Source organism: Pseudoalteromonas sp. P1-7a (genome assembly GCF_001401855.1).
In the GTDB taxonomy this organism is placed as follows: Bacteria; Pseudomonadota; Gammaproteobacteria; order Enterobacterales; family Alteromonadaceae; genus Pseudoalteromonas.
In genome coordinates this window covers 17,472-36,757 of the sequence record NZ_LKDU01000038.1, presented here as the reverse complement: position 1 = coordinate 36,757, position 19,286 = coordinate 17,472, and the positions used below count along the sequence as shown (strand labels likewise).

The window sequence follows — 19,286 nt, the reverse complement described above, 5'->3', positions numbered from 1 at the left end:
TGGAGGGGTTCCCGAGCGGCCAAAGGGATCAGACTGTAAATCTGACGGCTCAGCCTTCGCTGGTTCGAATCCAGCTCCCTCCACCACTTCTTATCTTAAGTATCTTTTTCTATCTCTTTTTCATCACTATTTAAATTTCATTTTTAGACTAATTATCAAATACCCACTGTAATGTTGCCCCATGGTTTTTAAGCCATGCTGATGCCAATTTATAATCGGGATAGAATTTAGCTACGCGCTTCCAAAAAGCGCTGCTGTGGTTTAAATGCGTTAAATGAGCCAATTCGTGCACAATAACATAATCAATTATATGATGCGGTGCCCCAACAAGGTTTAGGTTAAAGGTTAGTTCTCGTCGAGAATTACAACTCCCCCACTTACGTTTATAACTTCCAATCGTCAATTTAGTCGGTAATGCTTCTGACATCTGTTGGCAATAATAAGCTAAACGCATTTCAATGTAGTTTGTTAGCATTTCTTCAAGAGCAAGGCAAAGTAGCTGCTTACGTTTTTCGAGCTGTTTTTTTACTCGCTTAGAAGTGTAAATAATAAACTCGCTGTCGGACTGCTGAACATATGAGCGTGTCCCTTTAGCGAAAGTAATAGTATATGGTTTATCAAACACCGTAACTTTCTGACTTTTAAATGGGTATTGCTGAACATCAATAGCATTAAGTTGTTTATGTAATTGCGCAGCTACCCACTCTTTTTTACTGAGCAGCCATTGTTCTATATGTATTTTTGATACGTGCGTAGGTGCATAAACAGTAACTAATTGTTGGCTCACTTTTATTGCCACTGTTTTACGCCTTGTACTTCGCTTTAACTGATACTCAAACAAGGTGTATGCTCAAAATCTAAAAAAGCCTATTATAAAGCCTTATCTATTCAATGTAGTTATTTAACGATAAATAAATAGGTTCAGTATTTTTTACTAACTCAAAATAACGTTTTATTAATGAAGTGCACTGCGTATGTTAATATTTTTACAAGAAAAAGTAACCTCACAGATTTATAGTATAAATTATTAGATTAACAGTTTATTTATATAATAAATCTATTAAACTAGTTTAATAAAGATACTAATTTGAGTCGTTATGCTCTCTGCATTTTTTATAACCGATCAAGATCCGAGCCTTATTATCAATGGTGCATATAACCCTATACTGGTTAGTTTATCGGTCGTTACCGCTATTTTTGCAGCCTTTTTTACCGTATGGTTAGTTGATGTAGCTAAGCAAACACAGTTCGAAAGCTATAAACGCCTAGCCAATATAACCGGAGCCACTGTTTTATCGGCCGGCATATGGAGCATGCACTTTATAGGTATGTTGGCTTTTTCGCTATGCACAGATATAAGTTATGATCCGCTGATAACCCTTTTATCTTTTTTACCTGCATTTATTGCATGCCAATATGCCTTTTCGATTTTAGTAAAATCGCCAGGCTCTTTCAAACACCTTATTATTTGCTCTATTTTACTTGGCTCAGGTATTGGCACAATGCATTACAGTGGCATGGCTGCTATGGAGCTGGCACCGTTACTACGTTACGACCCTGCCATGTTTGCTTTATCGATTGTAGTCGCTGTTGGTTTATCGTTTATAGCACTTTTTACCCGTTATTATTTAACGCGTTTGCTACCTAATTTATCACAGATACAAGCGCGTGCTATTACCGCTATTATTTTAGGTTCAGCAGTGGCAGGCATGCACTACATGGGTATGGCCGCTACTCGATTTGTTGCAACCACACCGCTTTTACCTGATTATCAAGAGTCAACCACTGAGCTTGCTTTTGTGGCTATTGCCGTAGCTACCGCGACGGTTGCTATAACTTGTGTTATTGCAGTTATAAATGGCATGGTTAGATACCGCTTATTGCTTGAGGAGAAATCGGCGGATGAATCGCGCTTAAATGCTATTTTAGGCACTGCTATTGATGGCATTGTAACTATAGATCACACCGGCATTATATTGAGCTTTAACGAAGCTGCCAGCAAAATTTTTGGTTGGCGAGAAAGTGACGTTCAGGGGCAAAATGTAAAAATGCTGATGGCCGATGAAATCGCTCGCCACCACGATGGCTATTTGTCTAACGCCAAAAATGTAGATCTTGGTAAGGTAATTGGTATAAATAGAGATGTCTCTGCTAAGCACAAAGATGGCCACCTCTTCCCAATACGCTTAGGCATAGGAGAAGTTAACCAGCCCGACCAGATGCCATTATATGTTGGTTTTATTACAGATTTAACCGAACAACGCGCCTTGCAACAAAGCCTTATTGAAAAAGAGCAAAAGTACCGCTCTTTGATGGATAATATGCCTGGCGCTGCTTTTCGTTGTAAATACGATGAAAACTGGAGCATGTTATTTATCAGCCCGACCATAACGGAGCTCACTGGCTACACGCCAGAAGAGTTCACAGAAAGCTGCATTGAATTTAATGATCTCATTTTAAAAACAGATCAACCAACGGTTAACGAAGCCGTAGCACAAGCCATGACCTCAAGCTTAAAATACTCGGTAGAATACCGTATACGCCACCGCAACGGTAAAGTCGCCTGGGTACTCGATAAAGGCAGTATAACCCTTGATAAAGAGAATAACCCGCAGTGGATAGATGGGGTATTAGTAGATATCACAGAGCAAAAAGAATACGAAGACAAACTAGAACAAGCTAAATTGCAAGCTGAAGAAGCTGCGCACGCTAAGCAATCGTTTATGGCTAATATGAGCCACGAAATTCGCACACCAATGAATTCTATTATCGGTTTTAGCGACCTACTCATGGACACACCGCTAAACCAAGAACAGCAAAAACATTTGGTTACAGTCAATAATGCGGCGCGTTCATTATTGAGACTCCTTAATGAAGTGCTTGATACCGCAAAGCTCGAGCGCGGAAAGTTAACGATTGAACCAGTACACTTTAGTTTGAAACAGGTACTCGATAGCATTATTTCGACATTTTGGCTTGAAGCAAAAAAGAAAGACCTACGCTTAAAGTTAAACATTAAAGACTCTGTTGCCAGCACCTACTATGGCGACCCAGATAGATTAAGGCAAATTTTAACCAACCTAATCGGTAACGCTATTAAATTTACCGAGCAAGGATCGGTTGAGCTCACTGTAAGCACCACACAAACCGAGCAGCTCTTTTTTGAAGTGCAAGATACCGGTATAGGTATTGCTAAAGACCGTGTTAAAGCTATTTTTCAGCCGTTTGTTCAGGCCGATGGCACCACAACTCGTCGCTTTGGTGGTACAGGACTTGGCACAACCATTAGTAAACAATTAGTAGAGCTGATGGGCGGCACCATAAACCTAGTCAGTGAAGAAAACAAAGGTACCTGCTTTTATTTCTCTTTACCTCTTAAACAAGGCGATGCAGAGAAAATAGATCATTTCGATGGCCTACACACCCAGCTACCCTCACTAAGAGTGCTGGTGGTGGATGATATCGAGCAAAACACCGAGTTACTCTCTTTGTTACTTTCTAAAGATCAGCATTTAGTTACCAAGGCAAGCAACGGTTTAGACGCTGTGGAAATATTCGAAAAGCAAAGCTTTGATGTCATCCTGATGGATATTCATATGCCTGAGTGTGATGGCATAGAAGCCACCACGAAAATTCGAGCTATCGAAAAACAAAGACAGTTGAAATTCACCCCTATTATTGCCCTAACGGCCAGCGTCCTACAACAGGATAAACTTACAGCTAAACGAGCTGGCATGAACGGCTTTGCTAATAAGCCTATAGATATAAATCAACTTAACCAAGAAATTGCGCAGGTGCTTGGCTTAGGTATTGCAAAAGATATGGTGATTCGCCAATCAGACCCAGAGTCTAAACACATCGACTTTGAAAAAGGTGTGATGCTTTGGGGTAATAAATGCAAGCAGTTAACCGAAATTGCCAAATTTATAAATGACAGTAGTAAACGATTTGATATTTTATTTAATACTAAATTATCGCAGATTAAAAACGAGCATAGCCTGATACACACCCTTAAAGGAGTCGCAGGTAATTTAGGCCTTACAACATTAATGACTTTATTAGCCAATTTAGAACGCGAGCAAATACCTGAGCAATCTCAAGCGTTAGTTACACAAATAAAAAATGAATTAGAGACAATAACCCAATTAATTTCAGGCGATGAATGTGCACCAATCACACCTACTGAAAGTGAAGATACTGAGCAAAAAAGCACGCTAAGCACAGCTGAATTAAAGTCACTGTGTGAAACGCTGCACCATGAAGCGCAAAGTGCTGAGCTCAACGATGATTTACTTGCACAGCTTGAAAATAACGCACCTGCACACTTACAAACTAAAATTAGTGAGGTTGTAAACGCATTTGATGAATTTGATTTTGATCAGGCGCAACACATACTAGACGATTTAATTAAAGAGTTTACCGAAGAATGAGAATATTGAATGGATTTTAGCAAAGACAAGCCACGTATTTTAATCGTTGATGATGAACCTGCTAACTTAAAAGTTATGCGAGAAGTATTAGGTAATCAATACCGCATGTCTTTTGCTAAATCAGGCGCTGCAGCACTTGCCCTACTTGAGAAAGAACAGCCTAAGCTCATATTACTCGATATCATGATGCCCGATATGAATGGGTTTGAGGTATGCCAAATACTTAAAAGCACACCCACGCTTTCCCATATCCCAATTATTTTTGTAACGGCTCTGGGCGATGAAAGTGATGAGTTTAAAGGGTTTGAACTTGGCGCTGTTGATTACATAACTAAACCTATTAGTCCTGCGATTGTACGCGCACGTGTTAAAACACATTTATCGCTTGTACAAGCTGAGCAATTAAAGCAAGCCCATGTTGATTTAGTACATCGCTTAGGCCGCGCTGCAGAGTACAAAGACACAGACACTGGTGAGCACATTGCTAGAATGAGCCAATACAGTAAATTATTAGCATTAGAGTTTGGTATGGATGAACACCAAGCCGAGCTACTTCGCCAGGCTGCCCCCATGCACGATGTAGGTAAAATAGGTATTCCGGATGCTATTTTATTAAAGCCTGGGCGATTAACCTCTGAAGAATTTGACCACATGAAACAGCACGCGGTTATTGGTGCACAAATTTTAGCAAATTCTTCATCTCCGCTATTACAACTTGCCCATAAACTAGCTATAGAACACCACGAAAAGTGGGATGGCAGTGGCTACCCTCATGGTTTAAAAGGCGAACAAATATCGGTTGAAGGGCGTATTGTAGCTATTGCTGATGTATTTGATGCCCTTACCTCAAAACGCCCGTATAAAGAGGCTTGGAGTGTAGAAGAAGCACTTGAGCATATGCAAGCACAAGCGGGTAAACACTTTGACCCCCACCTTATCAATTTATTTGTAAATAAGCTCGATGCTATAATCGCAATTAAAAATACATATCAAGAGCAAGACTAAGTATTGCGCTTGTGCGAGCCTTGTTTTACATCGCCATATACCGCTTTTATGTGCGGGTAGTCACGAGAGGTTATTTCGTGGCTATTCCCACTGTTATCTTTAAAATAAAGTGAAAACGTAACACCGTGATCGGCCAGTACTGTTTTTATATTTAAGCCATTTAAATAATCAACCCAGCAAATAAACTGTGCGCCGGTGGCAGCAAACGCAATCCCTTTACTCCGACCTTGTGCTTCAAACAACGCTAAACGCGTTGTTTTTGCGGTATCTTCAAGTGTGAGTGGCCCTTTGCCATTTTCATCCCAAAAGGCAAGCTCTTCAACTACGCTAAAGCCTAGTACCCGCTTATACCATTTTAGCGCTTCTTGGATGTTTTCAACATTTAGGTGGCAGTGATCTATGCCCGATAATAATGGAGCGCTCATACTATTGGCCAATTTCTGATTTTAACTGCTCTAAAAACGCATACATATACGCTGTGCGTCGCTCTGCCTCAGCTTTAGCTGAGGGCGTATTCATGCTCTTAGCAATATGAAGCAATTTAATAAAAAAATGATCAAGGGTATAGGTTTTATCATCTGCTTCGCGGTTAACACAAAACGGATCATCAGGGTTGTACAGTAAGCGACTGATAGAACCCCCTACTTTCATACAACGGCTGACACCTATTGCACCGAGTGCGTCCATCCTATCGGCATCTTGCACGATTTGAGCTTCTAAAGTTTTAACCGCTATATTGGCGCTAAAGCTATGGGCGGCAATAGCATGATGAATATCATCAAACAAACTCGCGTCATAGTTAATTGACTTTAAAAACGCAATGGCTTTATCTGCCGCCATGGTTGACGCTTTTGCTCTGTCAGGATGGTTTTTTGCCACTGCAACACAGTCATGCATCCATGCAGCGGGCAAAACAATATTCATATTGGCTTGCTCGGCGTGACACAATTGAATAGCAACACGTACTACGCGCTCTATATGTGTTATGTCGTGAGCTACATCAGCATGTATTAGCGAAGTAATAAATGTACGACATTGAGAGTCTAGTTGTTGTAACTCAGGGGTTAAAACAGAGTTGGCCACAGTTATGTTCCAAAAACAAATTAATATAAAAATTGTTCATACTTTACCGTGCTTTACACCTTCCTTGCAAAACATTCATTGTATGTTGCTCTTTGCTTGACTAAAATACAGCGCTTATTTATTACTACTGAGAAGCCTTATGTCATCTGCCGTTTACCTCCAAGCTGGTCGCGAAAAATCATTAAAAAGAAAACACCCATGGTTATTTTCTAAAGCCATCAAAAAAATTAAAGGTAAACCAGGCCTAGGTGATACGGTAACAATACACGACAGTGAAGGTAAATTTCTTGCCACCGCAGCTTATAGCCCTCATTCACAAATAAGAGCGCGTGTGTGGAGTTTTGATGAAAAAGAATTAATAGACCAAGAATTTTTTGAGCGCCGCTTACGCCGTGCTTTACACGCGCGCGAGCATGCAATCGCCGAAGGCGGTTTAACTGGATTTAGATTATGTGCTGCTGAGTCTGACTATTTACCTGGTGTTACTATCGATAAGTTTGATAACACCTTAGTATGTCAACTATTAAGTGCTGGTGCTGAGCGCCATAAAGGTGAAATTGTAGGCGCATTAATGGCTATTTTTCCTGGTGCAAATATCTATGAGCGCTCTGATGTAGACGTGCGCACCAAAGAAGGTTTAGAGCCCATCAAAGGCGTTTTGTGGGGAAACGAGCCTTCAGCACCTGTGCTTATTGAAGAAAATGGCCTAAAGCTTGAAGTGGATATTTTAGAAGGTCACAAAACAGGCTTTTACCTTGACCAGCGTGATAGCCGCGCAGCACTTGAGCGTTTTTCAAAAGATAAAACCGTATTAAATTGCTTTAGCTACACGGGTACATTTTCATTGTATGCCTTACGCGGTGGTTGTAAACACGTTACTAATGTTGATGTATCGCAACCAGCGTTAGATACCGCTAAGCGTAATGTAGAGCACAATAACTTAGATTTAAATAAAGTCGATTTTGTAAAACAAGATGTGTTTAAACTATTGCGCCAGTATAGAGATGAAGGCAAACAGTTTGACACTATTGTGATGGACCCACCAAAGTTTGCAGATAACAAAGCACAGTTAACTGGAGCGTGTCGTGGGTATAAAGATATAAACATGATTGCTATGCAAATTTTAAAGCCAGGCGGTACATTACTTACCTTTTCGTGCTCTGGATTAATGGAGCAAAATTTGTTTCAAAAAGTGGTAGCAGACGCTGCGCTAGATGCGGGTAAAGAGCTATTGATTATGGAACGTTTAAATCAAGCGGCCGATCACCCTATTGCGGGCAGTTACCCTGAAGGCTTTTACTTAAAGGGCTTAATTTGTAAGGTTTACTAAAAATTATTGTAATTACCTACAAGGACGTAGGTAATAAAAATCGAACGTAATTTAACTCCCGCAATAGCAAAAGCCACCAGCTAGGTGCTTATTTAATTTAGTTAAACTGGACTATTTCTAATCCTGCTGTAATAGTGCCATCGTCCTCTTTGCTAGCACGTATAACCTTGGCCGTTGCGTTTAAAGAGGCAATACTTGGGTGAGTTGACTCTATATTAACCTGTAGCAAAGTATCGAGTTCAAGTAAATCATCTAAATGAAGTGATAAACCAGTGGCACTTAAATCCACACATTCTGCGGTATAATTTAGCCCTGCAATAGGCTCTATTGTTGTTAATTGCGCAGGCGTATTAACCTGCATACGTCTAAAATTGCGCTTATCTTCAGTAAACATTCATCACCTTTAAACAACCGTGTTTATTTGCTCAAATAAAGTACCCATCGAAAACGGTTTTACCACATAGGCATCACACCCTGCATCAAACCCCGCCTGCTTTTCCGAAGGCGACTCTAATCCCGATACCATAACAACGGGTATATTTTTAGTCTCAGGCGTGTGCTTAAGCATCCGACATGTATCATACCCATCTAGGCCTGGCATACATACATCAAGCAAAATAATATCCGGCGGGTTAGCAATGGCAGACGCCAAACAGCTTTTGCCTGAGTCGGCATAACTAACTTCAAATTTTGAAGTCAGCGCAGATTTAAGCATTTCATAATTAAAATACTCGTCATCTACAACTAACAACCGCTTAATCTTATGTTCAACCGATGAGGACATAGGTATGTCGCTTCCTTCTCAACCAAAAATAAATCCTTCTATTAAGGTACTAAGCTTAATAGAAAATGCAAGTTTTATTCTATCTCTTTTATCGCATTCATAACGCGTTTTGCAGAAATAGGATATGGGGTACCTAAGGTTTGCGCAAACAGTGATACTCTAAGCTCCTGCTGCATCCAAAAAATAGCCTCTACCTCTTGCGGGATAGGTAAGCCTTTTGGAATTTTATTTACGAGCTTTTTGTACTCTTGCGCTACTTTTTCAAGCTCTAAAACACACAGTCTATCGCGGTTAGGATCAACAGGCAGTTTTTCTAAACGTTTCTGAATCGCTTTTAAATAACGAATTAGGTCAGGCATTTTATTTGCACCGTGAGCACTCACAAACCCTTTGAAGATAAGAGACTCAAGCTGCGATTTTATATCGCCATGGGCAGTTATCATAGTTAAATCGACGCGCCCTTTCATTTTTTTATGTAACGCGTGAGCAATGCTTAAAACTTGTTCAACCTGTGTGGCAATTTCTACCACAGCATCGCCTAGTTCGCCCCTAATATGCTCTTTAACTTTATCAAAAGCCTCTTCATCGCGTATATCACCATGCTTTAATAATAAGCTGTCTACACCGGCTGCAATACAATCGTCAATTAAATCTGCAATTTTACCAAACGGATTAAAGTACAAGCCCAGCTTAGCTTTATTGGGCAAGTTTTGCTGAAGGTACTTTATTGGTGAGGGTACATTTAATAATACTAAACGACGTAAACCTTGCTGATGTGCTTGCTGTGCTTTTTCTTCGCTATCAAAGAGCTCAATTGCCGCAGTGAATTTTTTATCTACCAGCGCTGGGTAAGCTTTTATTTCGTATTGGCCTTGCTTTTTAACGTATGAGGCAGGCAAAGCGCCAAAATCCCAGTGTGTTAAATCGGCTTTTTCAATGCCTTTATCGGCCACTTTTGACAGCGTATCGGTTACTTTGCCTTGCAGCTGTGCTTTTAGTTTTGCTAAATCGAGACCGCGTGCAAGCAATTTATCGTGCTCGTCACGTACCTCAAACTGTAAGCGTAAATGAGGCGCCAGTGCGTTTAAATCCCACGCTTCTATCTCTACTTTTACGCCTGTCATTCTTAGTAAGCGTGTAGTAAGTGCATCGAGTAAGCTGCCTTGCATAGGCTCAATGGCTGCCAGTACAGCATCAGCGTAATTAGGAGCAGGTACAAAGTTACGACGTAACGACTTAGGCAGCGATTTTATTAAACCACTTATTAGCTCATGCCTAAAGGCGGGTATGTGCCAATCAAACCCAGTTTCTTGCACTTGGTTTAAAAGTGCGACCGGTATTTGTACAGCCACCCCATCAACGGCTTGTCCAGGGTCAAAATGATAGCTCAGCGGTAAAATAATATTATCTTGCTGCCATGTATCTGGGTAATCAAACTCAGTTATATTACTTGCACCGTGTTGCATAAGCTGTTCACGGGTCATGTATAGGTAGCGTTTGTCTTTTTGTTTTTGCGTTTTATACCACTTTATAAAGGCTGCACGGTTGTTGATTTCTTTAGGTATTTTTTTATCGTAAAATTCAAATAACGTTTGCTCATCAACCAAAATATCGCGACGTCGCGATTTATGCTCAAGCACCTGAATATCTTCTATTAGCTCGCGGTTGTACGCTAAAAACTGCTCATTTAAGCCAAGCTCTTGCTCTACCAAGGCGGTGCGTACAAACAGCTCACGGCTAACTTTAGGGTCTATATTGCTATACACACAGCGGCGTTTATTAACCACTAATAGGCCGTATAAAGTTTGTTGCTCGAACGCGATAACAGCGCCTGGTTTTTTCTCCCAATGCGGCTCAGAATAACTTCGTTTTACTAAATGCTGTGCAAGGGGCTCTACCCAATTAATATCTATTTTGGCATTAATACGTGCGTATAGTTTACTGGTCTCTACCAGCTCTGCCGACATAATCCATTTGGGGCTCTTTTTAAATAATCCAGACCCCGGAAAGATATGAAATTGGCTATTACGAGCGCCTTTATATATTTGCTTTTCGTCTTTAAAGCCAATATGACTTAACATGCCGCTCAGTAGCGCTTTGTGAATTAGCTCAGAGTCAGCCACTTGGGTGGTGGCTTTAATTTTCATTTCGCTGCACACAGTGCTTATTTGATAAACAATGTCTTGCCACTCACGAATACGCATATAAGCTAAAAAGTCTTTTTGGCACAACTTTCTAAATTGGCTATTGGTCAGCTCACTTTGCTGCTCTTCTAGGTAATTCCAAAGGTTTAAAAAAGCAATAAAATCCGAGTCAGGGTCGTCAAAGCGGCTGTGTTTTTCGTTCGCAGCGGCACGTTTTTCTTGCGGGCGCTCTCTAGGGTCTTGAATCGACAGCGCAGCCACAATAATAATAACTTCTCGCAGTGCACCGAGCTTATTAGCCGTGAGCACCATTTTAGCTAGGCGCGGGTCGACCGGTAAGCGGCTAAGCTCACGACCTGATTGCGTTAAACTCGTTTGATGGCGTTTTTTACTCGGCTTAATCGCCTGTAGTTCTTCAAGTAGAGTTAAACCATCGTTAATATTGCGACTATCTGGCGCTTGTACAAACGGAAACTCGCTCATATCGCCAAGCCCTAATGCCAACATTTGCAAAATAACAGAGGCTAAATTGGTACGCAGTATTTCTGGGTCTGTAAATTCTGGGCGAGATATAAAGTCATCTTGCGAGTATAAACGAATACAAATACCCGCTTCAACACGGCCACAACGCCCCATACGCTGGTTGGCACTTGCCTGAGAAATTGGCTCAATAGGTAAACGCTGTACTTTAGTACGATAGCTGTAACGGCTAATACGCGCTGTACCTGGGTCTATTACATAACGAATACCTGGCACCGTTAATGAGGTTTCGGCCACGTTGGTTGATAAAATGATATGGCGGCGCGAATGCGGGGCAAATATACGGTTTTGCTCTGCGTTAGATAAGCGCGAGTAAAGTGGTAATACGTCGGTATGTTTTAAATTACGTTTAGAGAGCGCCTCTGCGGTATCGCGTATTTCGCGCTCGCCATTTAAAAATATAAGGATATCCCCAGGCCCTTCAGCGCACAGTTCATCTACCGCATCAAAAATACCTTGCAATTGGTCGCCTTCGGCTTCCATAGCGTCTTTATTTATATCGCTTATTGGGTTATAGCGCACCTCAACGGGGAATGTACGTCCCGATACTTCAATAATGGGCGCATCATCAAAGTGCTTTGAAAAACGTTCAGGATCAATGGTCGCCGAGGTAATAATAACTTTTAAATCGGGGCGCTTTGGCAGTAAGCTTTTTAAATACCCTAAAATAAAATCGATATTTAAGCTGCGCTCATGGGCTTCATCAATAATGATGGTGTCGTACTGATTTAAAAAACGGTCTTGTTGTATTTCGGCGAGCAAAATACCGTCGGTCATTAGTTTTACATACGTATTATTAGAAACCTGATCGCTAAAACGTATTTTAAAACCAATTTGTTGGCCGAGCTCACATTTCATTTCCTCAGCAATGCGATTAGCTACACTGCGCGCGGCTAAACGCCTTGGCTGAGTATGCCCAATAAAGCCATCAACCCCACGGCCAAGCTCTAAACACATTTTTGGTATTTGCGTGGTTTTACCTGAGCCTGTTTCACCAGCAATAATCACCACTTGATTATTCGCAATGGCGTCTTTAATGACGTCCTTTTTTTGACTTACCGGTAATTGTTCAGGGTACGTTACAGCGGGCAGCTCAGCTAAACGTTTTTCACGTAGCTGCTGGCTGCGGGTAATATCAGCCGCTATTTTTTCAAGGACATTGGCCTGCTTAGTCTCGTCTTGTATTTTTTTTACGCCATGTAAGCGTTTTTTAAATATAAACTGATCTTTTTTTAAGCACGTTTTAAGCTCGCCAAACAACTGACCTAGGTTTACCACCCGCACACCTTATAAATTTAATAAATGAGGGCTAATAGTATCAAAATAAACGCGCAGCGTTAATCCTACAATCCCTATAAGGCTTATATATCGCTATTGGTTTTTAAAAATTCCTACAAAGGTTGCTTGCGTGTTCGATTTGCTCGCTCGGTACATACCCGAGGTATTAAATGGCATACTAATATGACCTTTAGCATTCACAATAATAACACCACCTGTACCACCTATAGGCGCAAGCACTTGGTTAATAACCTCATCCCCTGCCTGCTCAATGGTTTTATTTTGATATTTAACACGTGCACAAATATCACTGGCAACACTGTAGCGAATAAAATACTCACCGTGACCGGTGGCCGACACCGCACACGTCTCGTTTTCAGCAAAGGTACCCGCACCAATCACAGGGGCATCGCCAATACGGCCAAAGCGTTTTGCGGTCATGCCACCTGTAGATGTACCTGCCGCTAAATTACCATTTTTATCCAGAGCCACGGCCCCTACTGTGCCCATTTTATAACTTGTTGGCAGGGCTTTATGTGCAGCTTGGTAGTTTTTGCTGGTTGCTTGCTCTTTTTCTAATTTTTGCTTCGCTTTTAAAAGCGCTTCATAACGATGTTTAGTATCAAATATATTGTTTTCTATCAGTTCAACGCCCTGCTCTTTGGCAAATTCTTCAGCCCCTTGGCCACTAAGCATTACGTGTACTGAGTTATCCATTACTAAGCGAGCCAATTCAATTGGGCTTTCTATGTGTTTTACACCAGCAACTGCACCTGCTTGACGGTTTCGTCCATCCATTATTGAGGCATCTAGTTCATGGCTGCCATCATAAGTGTACACGGCACCGCGCCCGGCATTAAAATAAGGTGACTGTTCTAATACTTTAATGGCAGTGGTTATTGCATCTAAACTTTCGCCGCCTTTTTCAAGCACACTGTAACCAGCCTCTACTGCTTCGGCTAGTTTAGCTCGGTAGGCTTTTTCTTTCTCTGGGGTAAACTTGGCTTTTTCAATTGTGCCTGCGCCACCATGAATCGCAATGGCAAACGGGGCTTGTTCACTTAACGCTAGTGTACTGAATGTTAAGCAACTGCTGGCTAAAACCGATAATAAGACTGTTTTTTTCATCGTGGGCTCTTTTTACATATAGGTTAAAAACAATGTGAATGGTCACAACAAAAATTTCAACTAAAGCAAGATTAATGGCATAAAAAAAGCGCCATTAGGCGCTTTTTATTAAACGTGTATGTAATTACGCGCTTTGCTTTGCTTTTAAACGTGCTAAACGTGCTACTTGGTGAGTAGATGTTAAGAACGAATAAATAGGTGCTAAGTAACCGCGCTTACGAAGCTCTAAAAAGTCTTCATCGCTTAGTGAGTTTAGTTTTTTCTCATCGATAAGGTAAATACCGTTGATGTCTTTTTTCTCACCTTTAATGTCTACGGTTAGCGTTTGCGCTACTAGTAGCTCTTTATCAGCTAAGTATTTAGTGAATGCTTCTGTTACTTGAGAAAACTCAATGAAAGACACTAAAGACTCTTTACGGCGCTTTAAGTACTCTGTTTCTTCACCGTTTTCAAATAATGCGTTGCCTTCCTCTTCACCCACAAGCGAGCTTGCTTCATCAATAACAATACCGTACTGATCTTGCTCAGGGTGCTTTACTAGACCTAATGGGTAACGTGTAGATGCCATAGGTGCAAAAGCTGCTGTCCATTTACCATCTTCTACAAACAGGTTTTCACCTGGCTCTAGGCCAAACATTGCAACTGCTTGAAAAGTACCGTTTTCGTTGTTTTTAACAAAAGACATTGGGAATTCATTTGCTACGCGTGCAAACTCATGTGCAACGACTGGCACTAAATGTTGAGTTTTCATAAATTCAACGTTGATGCCGTTTTGAATTTTAGTGTTGGCATGCTTTTCGTTGTGTAAAGGCTGTACTTGTTGCTCCGCCATGTTACTGCTCCGTTTATTTTTAATATATATGTTTCATTGTTAATGCCTTTAGGCTAATGCTTTTGAACGAAAAAAGGAAGGGAAAGTTTTATGACAGCCGTCATGAAAAAATAAAGTTTAACTAAATCTGTGCGTTGCTAAAAAACAGACAATAAAAACTTAGAAAATACGCTCAAAAACAGTACAAATAACGAGTGATTTTAATACAGCCCCATAAAGCCCGTTAACATTGGTTAACAGTTTAACCGTATTTTTTGAATAGCTTTAGTACGTTATTTAAGCAAATAAAAAGGCAGCTTAATTAAGCTGCCTTTTTAAACTGTAAACAAGCGGCTAAATTAAGGCGCCCAATACACTTCAATATTTATGCTTGGATGGTTTAGCACAGCGCGAAGTGGCATGTCGTTTACATCGCCCCCCGCTTTAGCTTGCTTGTAAACCGCTAGCTTTTCTTCACCACTGATCAGGAGTTTAACCACTTTAGAGTTAGCTATTGCATTTAACGTAAGTGTCATACGCTCTGTGATGCTACCCGTTACTTCACTTTCAATTGCATTAATAGCGCACACAGTTTGCTGTGTTGTTAAACCGTGCTCAAGGCCCTGTGCATGCGGAAATAAAGACGCTGTATGGCCATCTGGGCCCATGCCTAAAATTGTTACATCGTACGGTGCTTTTAAAGCGCTATAAGCGGCTTCACATACTTGTGTGCCCTGCTCGGCCGTTGCTGCATCATTTTTCATGGTAATGAAATTTGCGGCCCTGCCATGATTTTGTAACAAGGTGCTTTTTATAAACGCTTCGTTACTTTTTTCGTGGCTTGGCTCAACCCAACGCTCATCAACCATGGCTACATCTATATTTTGCCAATCTAAATCAAGCGTTGATAAGTGCTTGTACGCCGGCGCCGGAGACGAACCGCCCGATACCATAAGCACGGCTCGGCCATCACTTTTTATGCCATCGCGTAAAGACTGCTCAAGCGTCTGAGATAGCTCAGCGGTTAACTCATCTTTTGAGTCAAAAAATTTTTCAACAAGTGTTGCCATACTTTACGCCTTATCGCCTGTGTTAAACCACACGTGATTGTTTTCAGCTAATAATTCATCAGCATCATCTGGCCCCCAGCTACCAGCACGGTAAAGTGCAGGTTTGCCTTTGGTTTGCCAGCGCTCAATAATTGGATCTATCCACTTCCACGCTTGACGAACTTCGTCACGGTGTATAAATAACGATGGGTTATTAGCGGCAGCATCAAGCATTAAGCGTTTGTACGCATCAGAATGGAAACCATTACTATATGCTTGAGAAAGCTCAATATTCATCGTTACCGGCTCTAATTGCATTTCCAAGTTATCAAGGCGCTTAGACATAAGCGTTAATTGAATTGTCTCTTCAGGTTGCAAGCGAATAACAAGGCGGTTTGGCTCAATATTACCCACGTTTTCTTCATAAATATTGTGCGATACTTTTTTGTATTCAACCACAATTTCTGCACAACGTTTAGCCATACGCTTACCAGTACGAAGATAAAAGGGTACCCCTGCCCAGCGCCAGTTATCAATGTGTGCACGAATAGCCACAAAGGTTTCTGTTTTGCTTGAACCTTCGTTAAGCTCTTCTAAGTAACCCGGTACAATTTTACCGTTTAAATCCCCTGGTACGTATTGACCGCGAACGATATTTTCATCTACGTCACCTTCAAGTAGCGGACGAAGAGCTTCTAATACTTTAAGTTTTTCAGTACGGATGCTATTTGCGTTTAGTTTATTAGGTGATTCCATGGCCACTAAGCACAATAGCTGTAAAAGGTGGTTTTGCACCATGTCACGCAATGCACCGGCTTTATCGTAAAAACCAGCACGGCTTTCAAGACCTACTGTTTCAGATAAACTAATTTGAATATTATCAATAGATTTAGCATCCCACATGTTTTCAAACAGTGAATTTGAAAAACGCAGCGCCATTAAGTTTTGTACTGTCTCTTTACCTAAGTAGTGGTCAATACGGAAAATTTGCTCTTCGTCAAAAAACTCTGCAATTTTACCATTGATAGCTTCTGCTGATTCGCCGCAGTAACCAATTGGCTTTTCAACAACCACACGTGAAGTGGGTGTGATTAAACCTTTCGTTGATAAAATTTCACAACATGTGCCGTAAACAGCAGGCGGAAGTGATAAATAAAATACGCGAGATTTATTGCTGTCGTGCTCATCTAAAATGCCTTTAAGTACATCCCAGTTGTCGTCAGCTTCAGTTACGTTGCTTACTACAGGCACTAAGTAAGTAGAAAATGCTTTCCAATCTTTAGCGTTATATTCGCCTTTACTTAAAAATTCTTTCAGTGCGTTGTGGGCTGTTTCTATGTAGTCAGCGCGCTTACTTTCTTCACGCACTGTAGGCAATATGCGCGAGCCTTCTGGTAAGTTGCCTTCTTGATATGCTCTGTACATTGCAGGTAGCAATTTGCGTAACGCAAGATCACCACCGCCCCCAAAAATTATAATATCAAAAGGATTAAGCATAGTTACTCTCTACGTTTGTAATACCTAAAAGCGACTTCCATAAGCCACTTGGTATGCAGGTTTAGTGCTTGAATGACAGTGGCTCTTAGTGTTAATAAAAGCCTATTGAATGTTTTACGCTAAGTTGTTGTGTTTATTATTTGACTCTTTGCACAATTAAATGAGTCTTAGGAGTCCTGTAAATCCTCTCACAAAAATACAGGCCCTAAGAACTCCAGCGCTACCCGTTCAAAGGTACTCGGTTTGCTTATTACATAAGCGAATATATTACTGCGTACGGTGCTGCTTGTAGTACGCAATTAAGCCATTTGTTGAACTATCGTGCGCATGTTTTACGCTGTCATCGGTTAGTTCGCTTTCAATTTTAGAGGCAAGCCCTTTACCAAGCTCTACACCCCATTGATCAAAAGAGCAAATTTCTAAAATTATGCCTTGGCAGAAAATTTTATGTTCGTACAGCGCAATTAAGCGTCCTACTGTTTTTGCATCAACTGTATCTAGCAGTATAGATGTAGTAGGACGATTACCCTGATGAATTTTATGATTTAGTAACTCATCAATTTGTGCTTGTGTTTTACCTTTAGCGGCTAAATCTTCTGTAACTTGCTGTGCATCTACACCGCTCATCATTGCTTCTGTTTGCGCTAAAAAGTTAGATAATAAAATATCGTGATGTTTATCTACGGCTACCTGCGGCTTAACTGAGGCAATAAAATCAGCTGGTACAATTACATTACCTTGGTGTAAACACTGATAAAACGCATGTTGGCCGTTAATACCGGTCATACCCCAAATAATAGGTACCGTTGTATAAGGTACCGTTTCGCCTGCAAAATTGACGTGTTTGCCGTTACTTTCCATCTCACCTTGTTGTAAATACGCAGGTAACATATGAAGCGCTTGGTCGTACGGTAAAATAGCTTGCGACGTAAAGCCTAAAAAGCTGGTATTCCAAACACTTAATAGTGCCATAATCAGCGGAATATTTTGCTCAAATGGCGCTGATTTAAAGTGCTCATCTACTTCAAATGCGCCTTCTAAAATAGCTTCAAACGCGTCATAACCTAGGTATAACGCAATAGGTAAGCCTATCGCACTCCAAAGTGAAAAGCGACCCCCTACCCAATCCCACATAGTGAATACGTTTTCATCGCTAATGCCAAAGGCTGCAGTTTTTTCTAAGTTTGTGCTAACAGCAACAAAATGCTTGGCAATGGCGCTGTCATCTTTTGCTGTTTGTAAAAACCAATCAACGGCCGTTTTGGCGTTGGTCATGGTTTCTGATGTGGTAAATGTTTTCGATGAAATAACAAACAATGTTGTTTCTGGGTCAATTGCTTTTAATACAGAGGCAATTTGAACACCGTCAGCATTAGATACGTAATGAACATTTAAAGTGTCATCAGCAAGTGCTTTTAGCGCTTCGGTAGCCATTTGTGGACCTAAGTTTGAACCACCTACACCAATGCTTACCACATCTTTTACTGTTTTACCTGTGTAACCAAGCCACTGACCACTGCGTACTTTTTCTACAAAGGTTTTAATTTTTGCTAATTCATTATCAACCGCTTTGGTCACATCTTCACCGTCAACAACTAAAGGTGTATGGGCGCGATTACGTAAAGCAGTATGAAGAACAGAACGCTCTTCTGTAATATTAATTTTTTCACCGCTGAACATTTTGTCGCGCCAAGAGGCGATATCGCACTCTTTAGCAAGCTCGATCAGTTGTGCAAAAATAGTTTTATCGATACGTTGCTTTGAATAATCAAACAACACACCTGGAATTTGAGTAGAGAATGCATCAAATCGTGTATCATCTTGTGCAAATAACGTTTTTAGATGGGTGTGTTTCATCTGCGCGGCACTATTTTGTAGTGCTTGCCAACTTGCTAATTGCGAACGATTAGACATGTAAATATCCTCTAAAATATTTAAACTAATGATTTAAAAACAGTTTTAGGTAAAAAGACTTCGCTTATTGCGCGTAGTGCTAGTAAAAAAGCAAGCGCCTAGTATAACGAAAAAAGCAATAAAAATGCTGTTTTTATAATTTATGATGCAGATAATAACGCAATTTTTTACTTTTGACACCGGTATCATAAAAATTTTATGAATTAATTACCCACAAATTTTAACCATTTAATAGTTTAATCAACATTTATTAAATATTCATGAATTACGCATAAAATGCATCAGCTACACTC

14 protein-coding genes and 1 tRNA gene are annotated in these 19,286 nt (G+C 40.7%); 4 read left to right on the top strand and 11 right to left on the bottom strand.

Features of this window, described 5'->3' with window-relative positions; translation table 11 throughout:
* Position 1 precedes the first annotated feature (1 nt).
* Positions 2-86 (top strand) — tRNA-Tyr (locus AN389_RS17710).
* A gap of 62 nt (positions 87-148) precedes the next feature.
* Here the strand turns inward: AN389_RS17710 and AN389_RS17705 are convergent.
* Complete coding sequence (locus AN389_RS17705) at positions 149-799, bottom strand: M48 family metallopeptidase (RefSeq protein ID WP_082429338.1); 651 nt, start codon at positions 797-799, stop codon at positions 149-151.
* Positions 800-1,097: 298 nt separating this feature from the next.
* On the opposite strand from AN389_RS17705, the gene AN389_RS17700 reads away from it, so the two are divergent.
* Both AN389_RS17700 and AN389_RS17695 read left to right on the top strand, forming a co-directional pair.
* Positions 1,098-4,430, top strand: a complete 3,333-nt coding sequence (locus AN389_RS17700; RefSeq protein WP_055020362.1) for an MHYT domain-containing protein — start codon at positions 1,098-1,100, stop codon at positions 4,428-4,430.
* Between the two features lie 9 nt (positions 4,431-4,439).
* The gene (locus tag AN389_RS17695; protein ID WP_055016268.1) at positions 4,440-5,435 is read left to right on the top strand and encodes a two-component system response regulator; all 996 of its coding nucleotides are present in this window, start codon (positions 4,440-4,442) and stop codon (positions 5,433-5,435) included.
* On the opposite strand, the gene AN389_RS17690 is transcribed toward AN389_RS17695, so the two are convergent.
* Both AN389_RS17690 and AN389_RS17685 read right to left on the bottom strand, forming a co-directional pair.
* A complete protein-coding gene (locus tag AN389_RS17690; protein WP_055018552.1) occupies positions 5,432-5,860 on the bottom strand; it encodes a VOC family protein in 429 nt (142 codons plus the stop codon). The genes AN389_RS17695 and AN389_RS17690 overlap by 4 nt on opposite strands.
* 1 nt (position 5,861) lies before the next feature.
* Complete coding sequence (locus AN389_RS17685; RefSeq protein WP_055018553.1) at positions 5,862-6,518, bottom strand: HD domain-containing protein; 657 nt, start codon at positions 6,516-6,518, stop codon at positions 5,862-5,864.
* Positions 6,519-6,657: 139 nt separating this feature from the next.
* Between AN389_RS17685 and AN389_RS17680 the strand changes: the two genes are divergently transcribed.
* Positions 6,658-7,848 carry a class I SAM-dependent methyltransferase gene (locus tag AN389_RS17680; protein ID WP_055016271.1) on the top strand — a complete coding sequence of 397 codons (1,191 nt, stop codon included), beginning with the start codon at positions 6,658-6,660 and terminating at the stop codon, positions 7,846-7,848.
* A 97-nt stretch (positions 7,849-7,945) separates the two neighbouring features.
* Here the strand turns inward: AN389_RS17680 and AN389_RS17675 are convergent, their stop codons facing one another.
* From AN389_RS17675 to pgi, 8 genes are all read right to left on the bottom strand, one after another.
* Positions 7,946-8,242, bottom strand: a complete 297-nt coding sequence (locus tag AN389_RS17675) for a PilZ domain-containing protein (protein WP_055016272.1) — start codon at positions 8,240-8,242, stop codon at positions 7,946-7,948.
* A gap of 9 nt (positions 8,243-8,251) precedes the next feature.
* Complete coding sequence (locus AN389_RS17670; protein ID WP_055016273.1) at positions 8,252-8,632, bottom strand: PleD family two-component system response regulator; 381 nt, start codon at positions 8,630-8,632, stop codon at positions 8,252-8,254.
* A gap of 74 nt (positions 8,633-8,706) precedes the next feature.
* Positions 8,707-12,594: an ATP-dependent RNA helicase HrpA gene (gene hrpA, locus AN389_RS17665; protein WP_055020361.1), complete on the bottom strand. Its 3,888-nt coding sequence runs from the start codon at positions 12,592-12,594 to the stop codon at positions 8,707-8,709.
* Positions 12,595-12,687: 93 nt separating this feature from the next.
* Positions 12,688-13,722: an isoaspartyl peptidase/L-asparaginase family protein gene (locus AN389_RS17660; RefSeq protein WP_055016275.1), complete on the bottom strand. Its 1,035-nt coding sequence runs from the start codon at positions 13,720-13,722 to the stop codon at positions 12,688-12,690.
* 124 nt (positions 13,723-13,846) lie between these two features.
* Complete coding sequence (locus tag AN389_RS17655) at positions 13,847-14,554, bottom strand: SapC family protein (protein ID WP_055016276.1); 708 nt, start codon at positions 14,552-14,554, stop codon at positions 13,847-13,849.
* A 338-nt stretch (positions 14,555-14,892) separates the two neighbouring features.
* On the bottom strand, positions 14,893-15,603 hold the full coding sequence (gene pgl / locus AN389_RS17650) for a 6-phosphogluconolactonase (protein WP_055016277.1): 711 nt from the start codon (positions 15,601-15,603) through the stop codon (positions 14,893-14,895).
* A gap of 3 nt (positions 15,604-15,606) precedes the next feature.
* Entirely contained in the window at positions 15,607-17,079 is a 1,473-nt protein-coding gene (gene zwf / locus AN389_RS17645) for a glucose-6-phosphate dehydrogenase (protein WP_055016278.1), read from the bottom strand.
* Positions 17,080-17,346: 267 nt separating this feature from the next.
* Positions 17,347-18,993 (bottom strand): glucose-6-phosphate isomerase, encoded by a 1,647-nt coding sequence (gene pgi / locus AN389_RS17640; RefSeq protein ID WP_055016279.1) that lies wholly within the window; start codon positions 18,991-18,993, stop codon positions 17,347-17,349.
* Positions 18,994-19,286: the final 293 nt, after the last annotated feature.